This window comes from Ketobacter sp. MCCC 1A13808 (genome assembly GCF_009746715.1).
Lineage (GTDB): Bacteria > Pseudomonadota > Gammaproteobacteria > Pseudomonadales > Ketobacteraceae > Ketobacter.
In genome coordinates this window covers 342,063-360,209 of the sequence record NZ_VRKW01000001.1, presented here as the reverse complement: position 1 = coordinate 360,209, position 18,147 = coordinate 342,063, and the positions used below count along the sequence as shown (strand labels likewise).

The 18,147-nt window shown below is 52.4% G+C and carries 15 protein-coding genes; 7 read left to right on the top strand and 8 right to left on the bottom strand.

What is annotated here, in order from left to right; all coding sequences use genetic code 11:
- Window positions 1–2: 2 nt before the first annotated feature.
- Complete coding sequence (locus FT643_RS01670; RefSeq protein ID WP_232339808.1) at window positions 3–236, bottom strand: TM2 domain-containing protein; 234 nt, start codon at window positions 234–236, stop codon at window positions 3–5.
- Window positions 223–822, bottom strand: a complete 600-nt coding sequence (locus FT643_RS01665; protein WP_156868937.1) for a DNA-3-methyladenine glycosylase I — start codon at window positions 820–822, stop codon at window positions 223–225. Before FT643_RS01665 ends, FT643_RS01670 begins: the two co-directional genes overlap by 14 nt.
- Before the next feature lie 403 nt (window positions 823–1,225).
- On the opposite strand from FT643_RS01665, the gene FT643_RS01660 reads away from it, so the two are divergent.
- On the top strand, window positions 1,226–1,966 hold the full coding sequence (locus FT643_RS01660) for a response regulator (RefSeq protein WP_255473857.1): 741 nt from the start codon (window positions 1,226–1,228) through the stop codon (window positions 1,964–1,966).
- Window positions 1,967–2,013: 47 nt separating this feature from the next.
- A complete protein-coding gene (locus FT643_RS01655; RefSeq protein WP_156868936.1) occupies window positions 2,014–3,639 on the top strand; it encodes an ATP-binding protein in 1,626 nt (541 codons plus the stop codon).
- Between the two features lie 46 nt (window positions 3,640–3,685).
- Here FT643_RS01655 and FT643_RS01650 read toward each other — a convergent pair whose 3' ends face one another.
- Both FT643_RS01650 and glpD read right to left on the bottom strand, forming a co-directional pair.
- On the bottom strand, window positions 3,686–4,609 hold the full coding sequence (locus FT643_RS01650) for a LysR family transcriptional regulator (protein WP_156868935.1): 924 nt from the start codon (window positions 4,607–4,609) through the stop codon (window positions 3,686–3,688).
- Window positions 4,610–4,633: 24 nt separating this feature from the next.
- Window positions 4,634–6,232 carry a glycerol-3-phosphate dehydrogenase gene (gene glpD, locus FT643_RS01645; RefSeq protein WP_156868934.1) on the bottom strand — a complete coding sequence of 533 codons (1,599 nt, stop codon included), beginning with the start codon at window positions 6,230–6,232 and terminating at the stop codon, window positions 4,634–4,636.
- 363 nt (window positions 6,233–6,595) lie between these two features.
- Here glpD and FT643_RS01640 point away from each other — a divergent pair, with 363 nt between their 5' ends.
- Window positions 6,596–7,603 (top strand): zinc-binding alcohol dehydrogenase family protein, encoded by a 1,008-nt coding sequence (locus FT643_RS01640; protein ID WP_156868933.1) that lies wholly within the window; start codon window positions 6,596–6,598, stop codon window positions 7,601–7,603.
- Between the two features lie 22 nt (window positions 7,604–7,625).
- On the opposite strand, the gene FT643_RS01635 is transcribed toward FT643_RS01640, so the two are convergent.
- Window positions 7,626–8,414 (bottom strand): DeoR/GlpR family transcriptional regulator, encoded by a 789-nt coding sequence (locus FT643_RS01635; RefSeq protein ID WP_156869399.1) that lies wholly within the window; start codon window positions 8,412–8,414, stop codon window positions 7,626–7,628.
- Between the two features lie 133 nt (window positions 8,415–8,547).
- Here FT643_RS01635 and glpK point away from each other — a divergent pair, with 133 nt between their 5' ends.
- Complete coding sequence (gene glpK / locus FT643_RS01630) at window positions 8,548–10,041, top strand: glycerol kinase GlpK (RefSeq protein WP_156868932.1); 1,494 nt, start codon at window positions 8,548–8,550, stop codon at window positions 10,039–10,041.
- A gap of 24 nt (window positions 10,042–10,065) precedes the next feature.
- Here glpK and FT643_RS01625 read toward each other — a convergent pair whose 3' ends face one another.
- From FT643_RS01625 to FT643_RS01615, 3 genes are read right to left on the bottom strand one after another with little or no spacing between them, the layout of a single operon-like run.
- Entirely contained in the window at window positions 10,066–11,121 is a 1,056-nt protein-coding gene (locus FT643_RS01625; RefSeq protein WP_156869398.1) for an ABC transporter ATP-binding protein, read from the bottom strand.
- 31 nt (window positions 11,122–11,152) lie between these two features.
- Complete coding sequence (argF, locus tag FT643_RS01620) at window positions 11,153–12,067, bottom strand: ornithine carbamoyltransferase (RefSeq protein ID WP_156868931.1); 915 nt, start codon at window positions 12,065–12,067, stop codon at window positions 11,153–11,155.
- Window positions 12,068–12,119: 52 nt separating this feature from the next.
- Window positions 12,120–13,298, bottom strand: a complete 1,179-nt coding sequence (locus FT643_RS01615; RefSeq protein WP_156868930.1) for an aspartate aminotransferase family protein — start codon at window positions 13,296–13,298, stop codon at window positions 12,120–12,122.
- Between the two features lie 296 nt (window positions 13,299–13,594).
- Between FT643_RS01615 and FT643_RS01610 the strand changes: the two genes are divergently transcribed.
- The 3 genes from FT643_RS01610 to FT643_RS01600 all read left to right on the top strand — a co-directional run bounded on the left by FT643_RS01610 (window position 13,595) and on the right by FT643_RS01600 (window position 18,022).
- Window positions 13,595–15,154: a hydantoinase B/oxoprolinase family protein gene (locus tag FT643_RS01610; protein WP_156868929.1), complete on the top strand. Its 1,560-nt coding sequence runs from the start codon at window positions 13,595–13,597 to the stop codon at window positions 15,152–15,154.
- Window positions 15,155–15,167: 13 nt separating this feature from the next.
- On the top strand, window positions 15,168–17,282 hold the full coding sequence (locus tag FT643_RS01605) for a molybdopterin oxidoreductase family protein (protein WP_232339806.1): 2,115 nt from the start codon (window positions 15,168–15,170) through the stop codon (window positions 17,280–17,282).
- Window positions 17,283–17,362: 80 nt separating this feature from the next.
- Window positions 17,363–18,022: an START domain-containing protein gene (locus tag FT643_RS01600; RefSeq protein ID WP_156868928.1), complete on the top strand. Its 660-nt coding sequence runs from the start codon at window positions 17,363–17,365 to the stop codon at window positions 18,020–18,022.
- Window positions 18,023–18,147 lie beyond the last annotated feature (125 nt).

The following is an 18,147-nucleotide window of genomic DNA, read 5'->3' as shown; positions in this document are numbered from 1 at the left end:
CATCAGGTCCAGTCGGACAGGGCCGCATTGTCGCAGTCGCAGAATTTACCCAATACCAGGACGATCGCATCGTACAGCATCCATAACCCCAGCCCGCCCAGGGTCAGCATCTGCAGCATGCCGGTGCCGACTTTGCCCACGTAAAACCGGTGCGTACCGAAATAGCCGAATATCAGGCAAAGCAGTAGGGCGGGCAGGATTTTGCGTTTGGAAACGGGCTTTTTAATGTCTGCCAAGGGGCGGGTTCTCCTGATGCGTTTTGCACTCCTTATAGCGAAAGCAATCCACAAGGTGATCATTCACCATGCCCATGGACTGCATGTAGGCATAGCAGATGGTCGTGCCGACGAAATTAAAGCCGTCTTTTTTTAATTGTTTGCTCATGGCATCCGACTCCGGTGTGCTGGCGGGGACTTGTGACATTGTTTTCCAGCGATTCTGGATAGGCGCTCCGTCTACAAATTGCCAGATGTAGTCACTAAAAGTGCCATGTTGTTGTTGGATTTTCAAATAGGCTTTGGCGTTTCGTATCGCGCTTTGTACTTTTAGCCGATTTCTGATGATGCCCGGATCCTCTAGTAATTTCTCCACTTTGGCCGGCGTGAAGCGGGCTATTTTGGCTGCGTTGAACCCGCTCAGGGCTTTGCGGTAGTTTTCACGTTTACGTAATACGGTTATCCAGCTAAGGCCCGCTTGCGCGCCTTCCAATAATAAAAATTCAAATAAAATGGCGTCGTCAAAGCAGGGTACGCCCCATTCTACATCGTGATAATGCTGGTAAAGCTCGTCTTCTCCGCACCAGCCACATCGTTTGAGCGGCATACAGCCTCCTTTAATTTTTCAAAAAAAACCCCGACATTCGCGGGGACGAGTCGGGGTCATAGTAGCGCGGTTTTTCACGTTATAGTTATTGTCGGGTGTAAATTGGGAAGGCTCTGTTAAGGTTGCTCATTAAAAGTAGTGACGGGATTAACTTCCCGCAAGCGGGTTTTTCGGGGATAACCTGTGGATAAAATGTGAAAAAGTTGTGAGATAACAAATATTTGCCTAGCCCAATTAGATCGGGCTGTTATACCCTAGTGCTCAGGTCGCTTTGCTTTGCCCCGGATTATTTTTGTTAAAGCTTGATAAAACTGGCGCAGTTGTCGTATACAACCTATCTTTTATTCTAAGTCGTTAAAAAAACAATAGATTTACAGCACTTGCAGGTGAAGAGGTCGCACTAATGCGAACAGATGCAACAGAAAATATGCAGCCCTATGTCATCATTGTCGAAGACGATGAACGATTGGCGGATTTAACCGCAGAATACCTTCGCAGCAATGGCTTGAAAGTGGATATCATCGGCGATGGTAACACTGCCATTGACGCTATTATCGAGAAACAGCCGGATATGGTGGTGCTCGACCTTATGCTGCCGGGGGCCGATGGCCTTGAAGTCTGCAAAAGCGTTCGTGAAAAGTACAAAAAACCCATTTTGATGCTGACCGCCCGTACTGACGATGTGGATCAGGTGCTTGGTCTGGAAATGGGCGCTGACGATTATGTGGCGAAGCCCGCCAAACCCCGCGTTCTGCTGGCCCGCATTCGTGCCTTGTTAAGGCGGGCAGACAGCATCGATAACCAAAATGATAAATCCGGTGCCGACGGAACCCAGAATCGTCTGGAGTTTGGGGATCTGGTCATTGATAACAGCGCTCGTGAAGTCTGGTTAGGGGGTGACTCCGTGGATCTGACCAGCGCGGAATACGATTTACTTTGGTTGTTGGCGTCGAATGCAGGCACCATCCTATCGCGTGAAGAAATTTTCGAACGCTTACGCGGGATTCAGTATGACGGCCAGGATCGATCGATTGATGTCAGGGTGTCACGCATTCGTCCCAAAGTGGGTGATGATCCGATGAATCCGCGCCGAATCAAGACTGTGCGGAGTAAAGGCTATTTGTTCGTGCGGGACCTGAGTTAAGCCAGCTTTCGGCTTTACCGGGCTACAACAACGTGGGTTGAGGGCGCTTGAACAGTATTTTTCTCCGGATTTATGGTGGCATGGTCCTGGTCTGTATTGTTATCGGGATTATCTTTTATATTTCGCTCGAAGCCATCAATTTTTTCCGGCTTCAGTATTATCGAACCACGCTGGTTGAAGGGCCGGTCAAGCTGATTGCAGAACTAACGGTAGATCAGCCCGCTGATTACCGGGCCCGCTGGGTTAGCGATGTCGGACGCTTGCTCGATGCAAATATGGAACTGGTCAGCGCGGACGCAATCAGTTTAAGTCAGTCCGAATTACGGGAGTTGAACAAGAATAAAATTCTGTTGCGGCTGACCGACCAATTTAATCGTGAAGGGGAAGCCATCATCGCGATTAATGAGCAGGATGATACCCGCTATCTGGTTGCCTCCGGCGAATATCTGACAGAGCAGCAAGGCCGGGGCATGGCTGAGCTGGTGTCTCAATACCTATCTAAATTTCCTATCACCGACTGGAATTATCGGTTAGAAGAGCTGAACAAAACATTTGGCTTTCCCGTGCGTCGCGTACCGCCGTTTGAAATAAATCTTGATGACGATAAAAAGCACCGGCTGTTTAATGAAGAGCAGGCGGTGGTTAATTTTGGTGGAAATCGCGGCAATAACACCCAGATTACTGCCTATAAACTGTTGAACGAAACCGGTGAAGTGCTGCAGCTAGGCCCGCAGAACATGTTCAATTGGTATCCGTTCGAACTGATGGCCGTGATGGTCGTGATTTCGCTGGGAATGGTGGGCTTTGCCGTGTTTTTGTTGGTGAAGCCGCTTGAAAGTCGTTTATCCAGTTTGGAAAAAGCCGTTTTACGTATACGTGGCGGTGATCTGAATGCGAAGGCGCCGGTGGAAGGATCGGACGCGATTGGTCAGCTTGCCGGCACGCTCAACGGAATGACCGAGCATATTAAACGATTGCTGAGTTCTCAAAAGGAGCTGACTCGGGCAGTGTCCCATGAGTTGCGCACGCCGGTTGCACGCATCCGCTTTGGTCTGGAAATGTTGATGGATGCAGAGAACGACGAGCAACGCTTACGCAATGTTGAGCTGATCGATCAGGACATCGAGCAGTTGGATAAATTGATTGATGAGATTCTAACTTACTCCAAGCTGGAAGAGGGCACCCCGGTGCTTGACTTCGTGATGATTGATCTGGATGCGTTGATGCGCAGGATTGAGCAGGAGAGCAAAGCATTATCCGGAGAAAAGCAGGTTGTCTATATAGCACCGGAACTGGCGGAAGAACGTTGCTTTGCCGAGGGGGAAGAGCGCTATATTCATCGCGTTATCCAGAACCTGGTGGGGAATGCATTGCGTTATGCCCAGGGGCGCGTCGAAATCAGTTTTACCGCCATGGGCGATGTTTTCCGTATTGATGTCAGTGACGACGGCCCCGGCATTCCCGATGCCGACCGCAAACGGGTCTTTCAACCCTTTACTCGATTGGATGACAGCCGCACCCGGGCATCGGGCGGTTATGGCTTGGGTCTCTCCATTGTTAATCGCATCGCATATTGGCATGGCGGTCGGGTTCGCGTAGGCGAGAGTGAGTTGGGCGGGGCGCAATTTAGTTTTTTGTGGCCGCGATTGCAGAGCTTACGCGAATCTAATTAGTGGCTTGCCGCCGGTAGGGTTTGGTGCTGGACCCACTCACAATTATTCATTCCGGCGGCTGGATGCCTTTGAGTGTTTGCTGACTGCAGCTGCGCGCAGTATTAATAAACTCTTCTATATACGGTGCATCAGCCTGCTCTTCACGAACCGCCGCATACAGCGTACTCCAGACGCCGCTTTCTCCCAGTGATCGTGCTAACACGTAACCCTTCTCCAGGTAGTCCACAATACCCCAGTTAGGTAACGCACAAACGCCGCGTCCGGAAGCCACCAGTTGAATGATCATGATGGTGAGCTCGGCGCTGCGAGTCACCTTCGGAAGGACGTTGGCCGGTAATAGGAAGTACTTGAAGATATCCAGTCGTGCCTGTTCAACCGGGTAGATAATCAGGGTTTCATTGCTTAAATCTTGGGGTGTAATGAGTTCTTTTTTTGCTAGCGGGTGGTCTTTGGCAACGCAGAGTAAGCATTCGTATTGAAATAGCGGGATATAGCGCACCCCGGACAGACTTTGCGGGTCAGACGTGATTACCAAATCGAGTTCAGCCCGGGCCAGCGCCGGTAACGGGTCAAAATTGAAGCCGCTAATCAAATCTATTTCCACGTCCGGCCAGTGCTCCCGATATTCATCCAGTGTCGGCATCAGCCAGTCGAAGCAGCTGTGGCACTCGATGGCGATATGCAACCGGCCCTGCTTTCCCAAAGCCAGCATTGAGATGTCCTGTTCGGTCTGTTCAACTGCAGGCAGTACCGTATCGGCCAGCTGCAATAACCGGCTACCGGTTTCAGTAAACTTCAAGGGTTTGGATTTTCGTATCACCACCGGTTGATTCAGTCGATCCTCCAACTCTTTCAGTTGATGAGACAAGGCGGATTGGGTCAAGTGCACCTGTTGTGCAGCGTCCACCAAACTGCCGCAGTCTCTGAGTGCAACCAGAGTCCGTAAATGCTTAATTTCGATTCGTGCCATGAATAATCCGTCGGGGTTTAGGTTTTATACTGCCATTGACCGGATTAGTGTATCAGCAAACTTTTGGCCCGAAACGGAATTATTCTCCGCCGGTGCGATCTGTTTCTCCAGCTCCGCTCTTTGCGCCGCTGTTAGTCGCAATCCCAATTTGGTTCGGCGCCAGAGGATATCCTCTGCCGTTTGAGCCCATTCTTCTGCCATCAGATACTCCACTTCTCTCTGATACAGTCCCGCCCCGAAATGCACTCCGAGATCGGACCTTCGGGTGCAACCTTGCAGTAAACGATGTATGCGGGTGCCGTACGCATCGCATAGGCGTTTGCAGAGGTCGGGGTCCAGCCACTGGAAGTGATCCTGGGTGAGGGCAACCCACATGGGATAGTGCGCGGCGTCCATGTCTCCGCCGGGTAATTGGGTGGTTTCTGGTGCCGGAGGCTGCATGCGGGGAAGAAACGGTTGCAGCAACGACAGTGCTGACCGAGACAGTTTGCGATAGGTGGTAATCTTGCCACCGAACACGCTCATCAGCGCCGCGCGATCCTGTTCGTCAGCCTGTATTTCCAAAGTATAATCGCGGGTGATGGCGGACGGAGAAGCGGACTCATCATCACACAATGGACGCACGCCGGAATAACGCCAGAGAATGTCCCCGCAACAGATGGATTGTTTGAAATGCCGGTTTACGACATCAAGCAGATAGTTTTCTTCTTCAGTATCCATGGCCACATTTTGGGGATTGCCGGAGTATTCCTTGTCGGTGGTGCCGACCAATGTGAAGTCGTCGTTATAGGGAATTACAAACACAATTCTCTGATCTTCGTTTTGCAGAATATAGGCATGGTCGCCCTCGTACAGCTTTCGGGTAACGAAATGGCTTCCTTTGATCAAACGTATCCGGCGGGGTGATTTTTCCTGGATATGGTGTTCAATAAATTGTTGTGCCCAGGGACCCGTGGCATTCACCAGCGCGCGTGCTTCAAAGCAACGCCGTTGACCGCTCGTTAAATCCATTACGTTGATTTTCCAGATTCCCTGTTCCCGTTTTGCTGAAATACAACGGGTTCGCGTCAGAATTTCTGCCCCCTGCTGGCGCGCTGCAAGGGCGTTTGTGACCACCAGTCGCGCATCGTCTACCCGGCAGTCTGAATATTCAAAGGCTTTGCTGATGTCTGGGTGCAAGGGATTGTTGTTGTCATCTCCAGCCAGGCTTAATGCTCTGGAAGGTGGCAAATGATTGCGGGTGGATAGGTGATCATAAAGAAACAATCCGATGCGGATCATCCAGCCCGGCCGCAAGTGGGGGCGGTGGGGGAGAACAAAGCGCAAGGGTTTGATCAGGTGAGGTGCTTGTTGTAGCAATATTTCCCGCTCTGCCAGGGCTTCGCGTACCAGTCTGAATTCGTAATGCTCAAGGTATCTGAGGCCCCCGTGAATCAGCTTGCTGCTGGCCGATGAAGTGGCGGCGGCAAGGTCGGATTGTTCACACAGAGTGACCTTCAGTCCCCGTGCACTGGCCTCCGCCGCGATGCCGGTGCCGTTGATGCCACCGCCCACAATAAACAGGTCCACGGCACTGGAAGGGGCTTGGTCGGTGTGATGATGCGCAATTGCTGAAGGGGTCATAGAGCAGTAGTCCAAAGCTGAAACGAAACTAAAAATAGTGTATTTGTTTTCGTTATGTTTCACAAACGAATAATTATGAATATTATATGTCTGTCTGAACGCTCGGGCCTCCACGCCTTTTTTATTTTTCACTTAAAGTCGTGCCACTGTGACGTCGCGATTGCAAGCGCTTTACCCTTGAGTACTTTGTGGTTGTTCGTTTTCGAACATTGAGTCGTGGATTGAACCGGCCGGCAAGCCGTAGGGGTTGATCTTGCTTCCACCTTGCCATCGCGGGAATGTCGAATTGAATCCATTGGGTCGCCTATACTTAACCGATAAGGTGAGCCCAGCCTGCAACTCTACCCTCACAAGGAAAGAATAATGAAAGCCATAGGTTTACAAAAAGCCCTTCCCGTCACGGACTCCAATGCTTTGATCGATATCGAGTTGCCTGTTCCGGTTGCCCAGGGGCGTGATTTGCTGGTGCGGGTGGGCGCGGTGTCAGTTAACCCGGTTGATACCAAGGTGCGGGCCAGTGCGTCGCCGGCACAGGGCGAATACAAAGTTTTGGGTTGGGATGCCGCGGGTACAGTGGAGGCGGTAGGCGAGGGGGTACGCATGTTCCGGCCGGGTGACCGAGTTTGGTATGCTGGAGCGATTGACCGATCCGGCACCAACGCGGAATTCCATCTGGTGGACGAGCGCCTAGTCTCACAGGCTCCGGATTCCCTGGATTTTGAACAGGCTGCGGCATTGCCTCTTACCTCTATCACGGCATGGGAAATGTTGTTCGACCGGTTTGGCCTGAATGCGGAAAGTCGCGGGGTGCTCCTGATAATTGGCGGAGCCGGCGGCGTTGGGTCCGTAATGATTCAACTTGCGAAGCGATTAACAAACCTGACTATCGTGGCGTCTGCATCGCGCTCGGAAACCCAAGCCTGGGTAAAAGAGCTGGGTGCACACCATGTAGTGAATCATCATCACAGTCTGGTGGATGAGTTCAAAGCATTAGGTGTCAAGCATGTAAACTACGTAGCAAGCCTGACGAATACCGCCAATCATTTGCCGGATATAATCGAATTGGTTGCACCACAGGGCAAGTTAGGGGTGATTGATGATCCGGTCACCCTGGATGTTATGCCATTCAAGCAAAAGAGTGTGTCAGTGCATTGGGAGTTTATGTTCACCCGCTCGCTGTTTTCCACGGACGATATGATTGAGCAGAATCGATTGCTTTCGAACGTCGCATTTATGGTGGACAGCGGAGAAATCCGCACCACAGTGGCACACCAGTTTGGCACCATCAATGCAGCCAATTTAATTAAAGCACACGCACTTCTGGAGTCCGGAAAATCCCGCGGCAAGATCGTTTTGGCTGGTTTTGAATGAATTGTTCGCCCGGTTGAGCGGTTTATTGCAGGCTTTTTTCATTATTTTCTTCATTGGCGATCAGCAACTTAACGCCCCGATCCTTTAGTAAATCGGTAAACTGCTGCTCTGGCTGGCGGTCTGTAACCAGAATATTCACATCCCGTACGTCACCCAGATTGATCATCGCGTGGCGTCCGAATTTGGTATGATCGCAGGCTAATAAAACCTGACGTGAATTGCGGATTAACGCCTGGGCCACCCGCACTTCCTGGTAGTCGAATTCCAGTAAGGTCCCGTCTTCATCGATTCCGGATATGCCGATGATGCCGAAGTCAGTACGAAACTGGGAAACAAAATCCAGGGTAGCTTCACCGATAATTCCGCCGTCCCGGCTGCGCACTTTTCCCCCTGCGATGATAACTTCGAAATCCGCCTTGCCATTGACGATGGCAGCCACATGCAGATTGTTGGTAATGATTTTCAGGCCGGTGTGATTAAGCAATTCCTTGGCGATGGCTTCATTGGTGGTGCCGATATTGATAAACAGCGAGGCGTGATCCGGAATGTGCTCGGCTACCAGGCGGGCGATTCTGGCTTTTTCCGGTGATTGTAATAATTTCCGTTGCGCATATTCCGTATTTTCCGTGCTCGGCGCCGCGCTGGCCCCACCATGGAAACGACGTACACGATTCTCTCCGGCCAGGGCGTTAATATCCCGGCGCATGGTTTGCGGGGTAACATCGAAATGGAGCGCCAGATCCTCAACCGAGACAAAACCTTTTGCAGTGACGATCTCAACAATTTGTTCATGTCGGGCAGTTTGCGACAAATTTGCCACGATTGTTTCTCACTCTTCTCTGAATTCATTAGTATAGGGGAGTCTATGATACACGATACCCAATGGAATCCATTACACCTTGCTCTGGTTAAGGTTTTTTACGCGAATTAGGGAATGTTTTACTATGAGTCAGTACATATTGTCTATCGACCAGGGGACTACGAGTACTCGGGCTATTTTATTTGACACTCAAGGCAACATCGTCGATTCGGCACAACAGGAGTTCACACAGTTCTTCCCGGCTGACGGATGGGTGGAGCATGATGCAGAGGAAATCTGGGATAGTACATTGACTGTGTGTCGAGAAGTGATGAAGAAATCCGACACTAGCGCAGGGAGTATTGCCGCCATCGGCATCACTAACCAGCGCGAAACCGCGATTGTTTGGGATCGCGCCACCGGCAAGCCTATCCACCGGGCGATCGTCTGGCAAGACCGGCGTACCGCAGCAACCTGCCTGCAATTAAAAAAAGAAAACAGTCATGCGGAGCAACTGGTCCAGTCCATTTCCGGATTGCTGGTGGACCCTTATTTCTCAGCCACCAAAGTGGCCTGGATACTGGACGAAGTGGATGGCGCACGACAACGGGCAGAGCAAGGTGAGCTGGCGTTTGGCACGGTCGATAGTTTTCTTCTGTGGCGTCTGACCGGTGGAAAAAGTCACAAGACGGATGCAACCAATGCATCGCGAACCAATTTGTTCAATATACACCTGCAGGATTGGGATGACCGCCTGTTGGACTTATTCAAAGTGCCTCGGGCGATGCTGCCGGAAGTGGAAGATAGCGCGGCGGATTTTGGCGAAACTTTACCGGAATTGCTCGGTAGTGCGATTCCGATTGCGGGGATCGCAGGGGATCAGCAAGCGGCCTTGATCGGGCAGGCCGGTTTCAAGCCCGGTATGATAAAAAGTACGTATGGTACCGGCTGTTTCATGATCCTGAATACAGGTACCCGCGCGCTGACTTCGGAGCACCGCCTGTTATCGACGGTAGCCTATCGCTTGAAAGGAGAGGTGACCTACGGTTTGGAGGGCAGTATTTTTATTGCCGGGGCCGCTATTCAATGGTTACGTGATGGCATTGAGTTGATCGAAAATGCAAAAGACACGGAGGCCATGGCGCAGGAAGTCGGGGTGGATCATGGCGTCTATATGGTGCCGGCGTTTACCGGGTTGGGTGCCCCCTATTGGGATCCGGAGGCCAGGGGCGCGTTATTCGGTCTGACCCGTGATACGGGTATTAAAGCGATCGTGGCAGCGGGTTTGCAGTCAGTGGCGTATCAAACCAAAGACCTGATTGTCGCTATGCAGGCGGATGGCGCCGAACAGACCACAACCTTGCGGGTGGATGGCGGCATGGCGGCAAATAATTGGGTCGTGCAGTTTTTGAGTGACATTCTGGATGTGGAGGTGGACCGGCCCGAGGTGATTGAAACCACGGCGTTGGGCGCAGCCTATCTTGCCGGGTTGCAGGTCGGTATTTATAACTCGTTGGAGGAAATAGCCGGGCTCTGGCATTGCCAGCGCCATTTCACACCGCAGATGTCTGCATCGCAGCGTGCCAAGCTGTATGACGGTTGGATTAATGCAGTGCAGCGCGTGCGGACTATGGATTAGTGCGTCTGCGCCGTTGCATCGCTGCTATTGGGTGGGAGCGGGGAACGCCACCAGGTGATCCGCTTCCAGGCGTATGCCAACGTGCTCACCCACTTCAAAGTCATTGTGACTGGGAAAAAGCGCTTCGATAATGCTGCCGGTGGGTAGTTTCAGTTTGAACAGCATAGACGCGCCGGTGAAGGTTTTCTGCAACACTTCGGCCTGCAATTCGCTGTCTATGTCCGGTAGGATATCGTCCGGTCTGAGCAGGATATCGACCGGGGAATCCTTTAACCAGGGATAGGCCCGGTCGCCGCGTATAACACCGATCTCCGTATCCACTAATTCCGGCGACAATGCTTTGCCGCGAATGAAATGGCCCAGTCCGATAAAGTTCGCCACGAAACGGTTCAAAGGTTCATGATAGATAGTGTATGGCGTGTCCCATTGTTGCAGATAGCCGTCTGACATGACGCCCACTTTGTCCGACATGGCGAAGGCTTCCTCCTGGTCGTGGGTCACCAGTAATGCGGTAGTGCCCTGAGCCTTAATGATATCCCGGACCTCCAGGCTCAAGCGTCGTCTCAGATCCACATCGAGATTAGAGAACGGTTCGTCCAGTAATATCAGATTGGGTTCAGGCGCCAGTGCTCGTGCCAACGCTACCCGTTGCTGTTGACCGCCGGAAAGCTCATGAGGGTAGCGCTGGCGGTATTGTTCAAGACCCACTAACTCCAGCACTTTATCAGCGGTGTATTTGCGTTGCTGGGTGCTGGATTTGCGTAGCCCGAAGCAGACGTTTTCCCAGATGGTCAAATGTGGAAACAGGGCGTAATCCTGGAATACCATGCCCAATTTTCGCTTTTCCGGGGGCAGGCGGTGGGCCGGTGTCGATACCTCGACGCCATCCAAATAAATGTGGCCGAGGTGAATGGGTTCAAACCCGGCGATTGCGCGCAGGGTGGTGGTTTTACCGCAACCGCTGGGGCCCAGCAAACAGGCAATGTCGCCTTTGTTAACGTGAAAGCTAAGCTCCTGAACGACATTGCTGTCACCATAAGCACAACTGACAGCGTCCAGCTGCAACAAAGGATTTTGCATGGTGTCCTGTGTCGGATTCATAACGTCTTCGCTAGGGTTTCCAGGTGCCGAGCAAATATTCCATCAACGCTTTTTGTGCGTGGAGTCGGTTTTCTGCTTCATCCCATACTACAGAGCGTGGATCGTCCAGCATGTCTTCGCTGATTTCCTCACCCCGGTGCGCAGGCAGGCAATGCATGAACAGGGCATCCTTATCTGCGGTATCCATTAATTTCGGTGATACCTGAAAATTAACAAAGGCGTTGACCCTTTCCAGCTGCTGTTCTTCCTGGCCCATACTGGCCCATACATCGGTCACCACCAAATGCGAATCTGCAACTGCTTCACTGGGATTGTGAGTCACTGTCACCCGGTCGCTGTTATCAGCCACCAGTGTTTCGTTGGGTTCAAATCCGCTGGGACAAGCGACACGTAATTGAAAGCCGAATTGGCGAGCTGCGTTAATATAGGAGTGACACATGTTATTGCCGTCACCGATCCAGGTTACGATTTTGCCTTTAATAGAGCCACGATGTTCCATGTAGGTCTGGATATCCGCCAATAATTGGCAGGGGTGGTAGGTGTCGGTTAGCGCATTAATCACCGGCACCCGCGAGTGGCGTGCAAAGGTTTCCACTTTTTCGTGTTCGAAAGTGCGGATCATGATGATGTCGGCCATCCGAGAAAGTACCCGGGCAGTATCCGCCACCGGCTCTCCCCGACCCAGTTGGGTGTCCCTTGGTGACAGGAAAATGGCACCGCCACCGCATTGAATCATGGCGCTTTCAAAGGAGACTCGGGTGCGCGTGGATGACTTTTCGAAAATCATCCCCAGCACCTTATTTCTGAACGGTTCGTAAATTACACCCTGGTGCTGCATCTGCTTCAATTCGGTAGCGCGATGCATGAGCTTTTCCAGGGTGGCGGATTCGATGTCCAGAAGTGTTAGAAAATGGCTCGTTGCCATGGTTTTACATCTCGTAATCGGGGGTTAAATTCACTGGGCTATTAACCCAAAACTAATTGGCGGCCCAGCTCTTTATGAGTTGGCTGACACTGGCAACCATTTTGTCCGCCTGATCCTCGCTCATCACCAGGGCCGGTAACAGGCGCACTACCTTGTCAGCAGTCACGTTGATCAGCAAGCCCTGCTCGCGGGCCAAGCCCACCAGATCTGCGCAGGGTTTGGTCAGTTCTATGCCAATCAGTAACCCTTTGCCGCGTATTTCACGAACGATCGACTGGCCACCTAGCTGATCTTTAAATCCGTCAACAATGCGTTGTCCCAATGCCAATGCTTTAGCCGGAAGCTGTTCGGACATGATGGTGTCCACTACGGTTAAAGCGGTGGCACAACACAACGGATTGCCGCCATAGGTGGACCCGTGATTGCCGGGCTGTAGTGTCAGCGCCGCTTCTCCGGTTGCAAGGCACGCACCGATAGGCAGGCCGTTGCCCAGTCCTTTCGCGGTTGTGACCACATCGGGTATAAAACCCATCTGCTGATAGGCAAAGTAGCTGCCGGTGCGGCCATTGCCGGTCTGAATCTCGTCGAGCATCAAGAGCCAGCCATTTTCATCGCAGATTTTTCGCAATCCGCTCAGGTATTGGTCGTCCGGAATCTGAATGCCGCCTTCGCCCTGCACGGGCTCCACCAGCATCGCCACCACATGTGGGTTATTTTCAGCAATCTTGCGGATCGCTTCAAGGTCGTTGTAAGGAGCGCGGATAAAACCCTGCACCAGAGGTTCAAAGCCCGCCTGCACCTTGCGATTTCCGGTGGCGCTCAAGGTCGCCAGAGTACGGCCATGGAAAGATCCGTCCGTTACTACGATGTTAGGCTTTTCAATCCCTTTGTTATGGCCGTACAGTCGGGCAATTTTGATTGCGCACTCGTTGGCCTCTGCCCCGGAATTACCGAAAAAGCACGCGTCCATTCCAGTAATTTCCGCTAAGCGTCGACCCAGTTCTTCCTGGTGGGATATACGATACAGGTTGGAGGTATGAACCAGCCGTGCAGCTTGCTCCTGCAGTGTTTGAGTGACTTTTGGATGGCAGTGGCCGAGACCGCAAACGGCAATACCACTGATGCAATCCAAATATTGATTCCCTTCATTGTCATATAGCCAAACCCCATCGCCTCTTTCAAAGGTAATCGACATTGGGCGATAGGTGGTCATCAAACCGCTTCCCGACATAATACGTTTCCTGATAACTCCAGATGTTGTTGCAGTGAGGGTGTTTTCGCTGGTCTGCAAACAAAAAAAGGCAGCTGCTGCTGCCGATGAAACCGTTAATCATAGACCGATTCCATGGCGGGTGCAATGTGGGTACGGAGCGATGCATCGGCGCGAATAACCTGGGCCAGCCAGCATCAACATGGCACATTTCGCCGTTGAATCCTCCACCCTGATGGCCGACTATAGATCGACTGCCGCGCAAAGTTGTGTTTCCCTAATTGCATTTGATTCTCCGATCCGGTGTACCCGAACCTATGAACCCAATCGAACTCAGTGTGTTTTCCAGCAGAATTGAATCCATTTGCGACGAAATGGGTGCCGCGCTGAAGCGCGCTGCCTTTTCACCCAATATCAAGGACCGTCTGGATTTCTCCTGCGCCATCTTTGATGCGAAAGGTAATCTCACTGCACAGGCTGCCCATATTCCGGTGCATCTGGGCAGCATGGCTTACGCGATGGCGTCTATCGTGACCCGACTTGAATGGGCCGCGGGTGATATGGTGGTGGTGAACGATCCGTTTATGGGGGGCACCCACCTGCCGGATGTCACTGTGATCGCTCCGGTGTTTGATGCCGGTGCACTCATCGCCTTTGTCGCCAACCGTGCGCATCATGCCAATATTGGAGCCAGTGCGCCGGGTTCCATGCCGGTATCCGGTAATCTTCACGAAGAAGGCGTGGTGATCGCTCCGGATTATCTGATTCGCAAAGGTGAGTGGCAGCTCGGATTATTGGAAAAGCTGGCGGGGCTGCCGGCTGGCAGTTTATCGCAGGATAGTGCGAGCGATGTGACATCGGTTGGCGATTTCACGGCACAGGTCAGTGCGAACCGGGTGGGTGTGACGCGTTTGCAGCAGCTCATCGAGCGCTATGGCTCGAATGGTTATTTGCGCATGGTTGAGGATCTGAATCAGTACGCAGAAATCCTGGCCCGGGATAGCTTGCTGGAAATTCCCGATGGCGAGTACCGTTTTCTGGATTGTCTGGACGACGACGGCCTGGGTAACGAAAACATTGCGATTGTGGCCTGTATCACTATTAAAAGCGGCGAGGTTGAAGTGGACTTTGCCGGCACCTCCGCTCAGGTGCCGGGCAATGTGAACTGCCCGTTGTCGGTCGCAGCGGCTGCGGTTTTGTATGTGTTTCGCTGCTTGATGCCGGAGCGGGTGCCCGCCTGTGCCGGTGCCTTTCGGTGCATTCAATTGAAAGCGGAAGCGGGCAGTTTGCTCAACGCACGTTATCCGGCAGCCGTGGCCGCAGGCAATGTGGAAACCAGTACCCGCATTGTCGATGTGATTTTGGGCGCGTTGTCGCAAGCAATACCGCAGCGGATTCCGGCTGCCAGTCACGGCAGTATGAACAATCTGGCAATGGGGGCCGTTTATGATGACGGCAGGCGCTGGGATTATTATGAAACCATGGCCGGCGGAATGGGTGCATCGCCAACGGGGGACGGGTTGAGTGCGGTTCAGACCCATATGACCAATACCCTGAATACGCCGGTGGAAAGCCTGGAGGCGCATTATCCATTGCGGGTGCTGCGCTATCAGATCCGAACCGGTTCCGGCGGAACGGGACAGCACCGGGGAGGCGATGGTCTGGTGCGGGAAGTCGCCTTTTTGCAACCGGCGACAGTGACTCTGCTAACGGAGCGACGTGTCAATGCGCCGTGGGGGTTAAACGGGGGAGGCGAGGCAGAACGGGGCAGAAATACGTTAAATAATAAAATAGTCGCCGGCAAAGTGACTTTGCAGGTGAAACCAGGGGATGTACTGACAGTGGCGACACCGGGTGGTGGTGGCTGGACTGAGTGAGAGAGGCGAAGGTATGCAAAACCAAATGCAGAAGCAACAGACACACTACCGGGTTTGCCATTTGTGCGAAGCCATGTGCGGACTGGAGATTACCACTGAAGGTGATCAGGTATTAAGCGTGAAAGGGGATGCGGAAGACCCCCTGAGCCAGGGCTACGTTTGTCCGAAATCCACAGCAATTGTTGATATTCATACAGACCCTGACCGATTGCGCTTTCCCATGCGTCGGGTCGGCGATCAATGGCAAACCATCAGCTGGGAAGAAGCCTACGATTTGGTGGCAGCAAATCTGGTTGGCATTCGACAACAGCATGGCAACAATGCCCTGGGCATCTATATGGGAAATCCGACGGTACATAACTGGGGCATGATGACCCACAGCAGTTATCTGTTTAAACCCTTAAAAACCCGCAACCGGTTTTCGGCCACCTCGGTAGACCAGTTACCGCACCAGCTCATGTGTTATTGGATGTACGGACACCAGGTGCAGGTGCCGGTGCCTGATATTGACCGCAGTGATTTACTGATCATTGTTGGCGGTAATCCTATGGCATCCAATGGCAGTATATGGAGTGTGCCGGGCTTTCGCCTTCGCGCGAAAGCATTGCGTCAGCGTGGCGGCAAAATGGTGGTAATTGATCCACGCCGCAGTGAAACCGCAGAAATAGCCGATCAGCATGAATTTATCCGACCGGGTACGGATGCCTATTTTTTGTTGGCCATGGCGAGGGAAATTTTCCGCAACGGCTGGGTCAAAACCGCGCACTTGGGCAAGCATCTTGCGGACCTGGATAAAGCGGAAAAAGCAGTTCAACCGTTTACTGCGGAATTAGCGGAATCCAAGACCGGTATTGTTGCCGATACCTTGCGTCAACTTGCTCATGACCTTGCACATACAGAGCGGGCATCTATTTATGGTCGCATGGGAATTTCGGTTCAGCAATTTGGTTCCGTATGCCAATGGGGTATCCAATTACTCAATATTATCACCGGTCATCTGGATGTGCCGGGCGGCTACACCTTTAGCTTGCCCGCTATTGATCCTATCTATGGCGCCACCAGTAAACCCGGTCATTTTAATGTCTGGCAGAGCCGGGTGCGGGGCTTGCCGGAATTCGGTGGCGAGTTGCCCAGTTCAGCATTGGCGGAAGAAATCCTGACGTCGGGAGAAGGGCAGATTCGCGCCCTGATTACTGGCGCAGGCAATCCGGTGTTGTCGACCCCGAACGGGCGCCAGTTGGAGCAGGCCTTAGCTTCCCTGGAATTTATGGTATCCATCGATTTCTATATCAATGAGACCACCCGATTTGCCGATGTGATTTTACCCCCTACCAGCCCTTTGGAACACGATCACTACGATTTGGCATTATTGCCGTTTGCGGTGCGCAACGTTGCTAAGTACAGTCCGGCGTTGTTTCCTAAACCGGCTGATACTCGTCATGATTGGGAGATCATGTCGGAGCTGGGAGCAAAAGTGAACGCATTGTTGGGTAACGAACCTGCGTCTGTATTCGCGCCTGAAATGATGTTGGCCATGGGCTTACAAGCGGGCCCCCATAAGAACAGTGTCAGTTTCCAGGCCTTACAGGAGAACCCCCACGGCATTGATCTGGGTGCCCATGAGTCACAATTCCCTGAGCGATTGGCACATCAGGATAAGATGATTCGTTGTGCGCCGGAAGCGGTTTTAAAGGATCTTTCCCGTTTGCTGGCGGCGTCCGAACCGGATCCGGACAAGCCATTTTCCCTGATCGGGCGTCGACACGTAAGAAGCAACAATTCCTGGATGCATAATTATCAAAGGCTGGTCAAAGGCAAGGGGCGTTGCCAGTTGCTGATGAACCCGCGCGATGCTGAAAAACTGGGTTTTGTGAGCGGTCAGGATGTTCAGGTTTGCTCCCGAGTGGGGCAGGTGATAGCGGTGCTTGAAGCCAGTGATGAGATGATGAGCGGGGTTGTGAGTCTGCCTCATGGCTGGGGGCATACCCGGGAAGGGGTGCAACTGGAGATTGCTCAAGCCAACGCCGGCGTCAGCGCCAATGACCTCACTGACGATCGGTTTTTGGATCAACTCTCCGGTAACGCTGCGTTGAACGGTGTACCCGTTGCGGTGTCGGCGATCGATTAAAACGCTACAGGCATTATTGCCGTGGTGTGGGGCGTCGCCGCACTCGGCGCCTCAAGCGATAAACGAAACGGAGCGAGGTTATGCGATTTGTATTGCTGCTGTTAATAAGCGGCTGCCTGCTGTTTGCTACGGATGATTCCGTGGCATGGCAGCAGCAGAAGTCACCCGAGGAAGGTATTACGGTTTGGACGGAAGCGGGAAGTGCGTTTGATAAAGTGCGGGTAGAGGCAGATATTAATGCACCACTACTACCGTTGCTAGCGCTGTTACAGGATCCGGCTGAACAGCTGAACTGGTTTCCCTATTTGAAAAAAGTGGAAATGATAAAACGACTCAGCCCGACACAAACACTGGTGCATATCCAAACCGGTTCAGCCTGGTTAGTTAAAGCGAGAGACGCGATCACGTTGTTTACGGTTTCACAACCTGGCGCGGGTGTCATCGATATTGAAATGCAAAACCGGCCTGATGCCATTCCGGAACTAAAGGGGTTTAAACGGGTTCAGACCAGTTTCGGGCACTGGCAATTGACTGCATTGCCCGGTTGTAAAACCCGAACCCGTTTTGAAGCAGGTAGTCAGTGGGGTGGTGCAATCCCGCAATGGTTAGCGGACAAAAGCAATGTTGATGTTGCGATAGAGACGATTGTAAATCTGGGGCAGTGGGCTCCAGCGCACTACCGTAACTATCAACCCTATGATTTTTTGCAGGTTCCTGCCGTTCACGAAAAATGCGATTGAGACTGTCAGCGTCATTTTGATGCCACCGGGCCCGTACTCTATTTCACGTCGACCTCGATCGGGTTCCAGCAGGACGGGCGGGATCGCCTGATTACACTAGGTGTTTGCGGCGCGGCTCTTTGGTA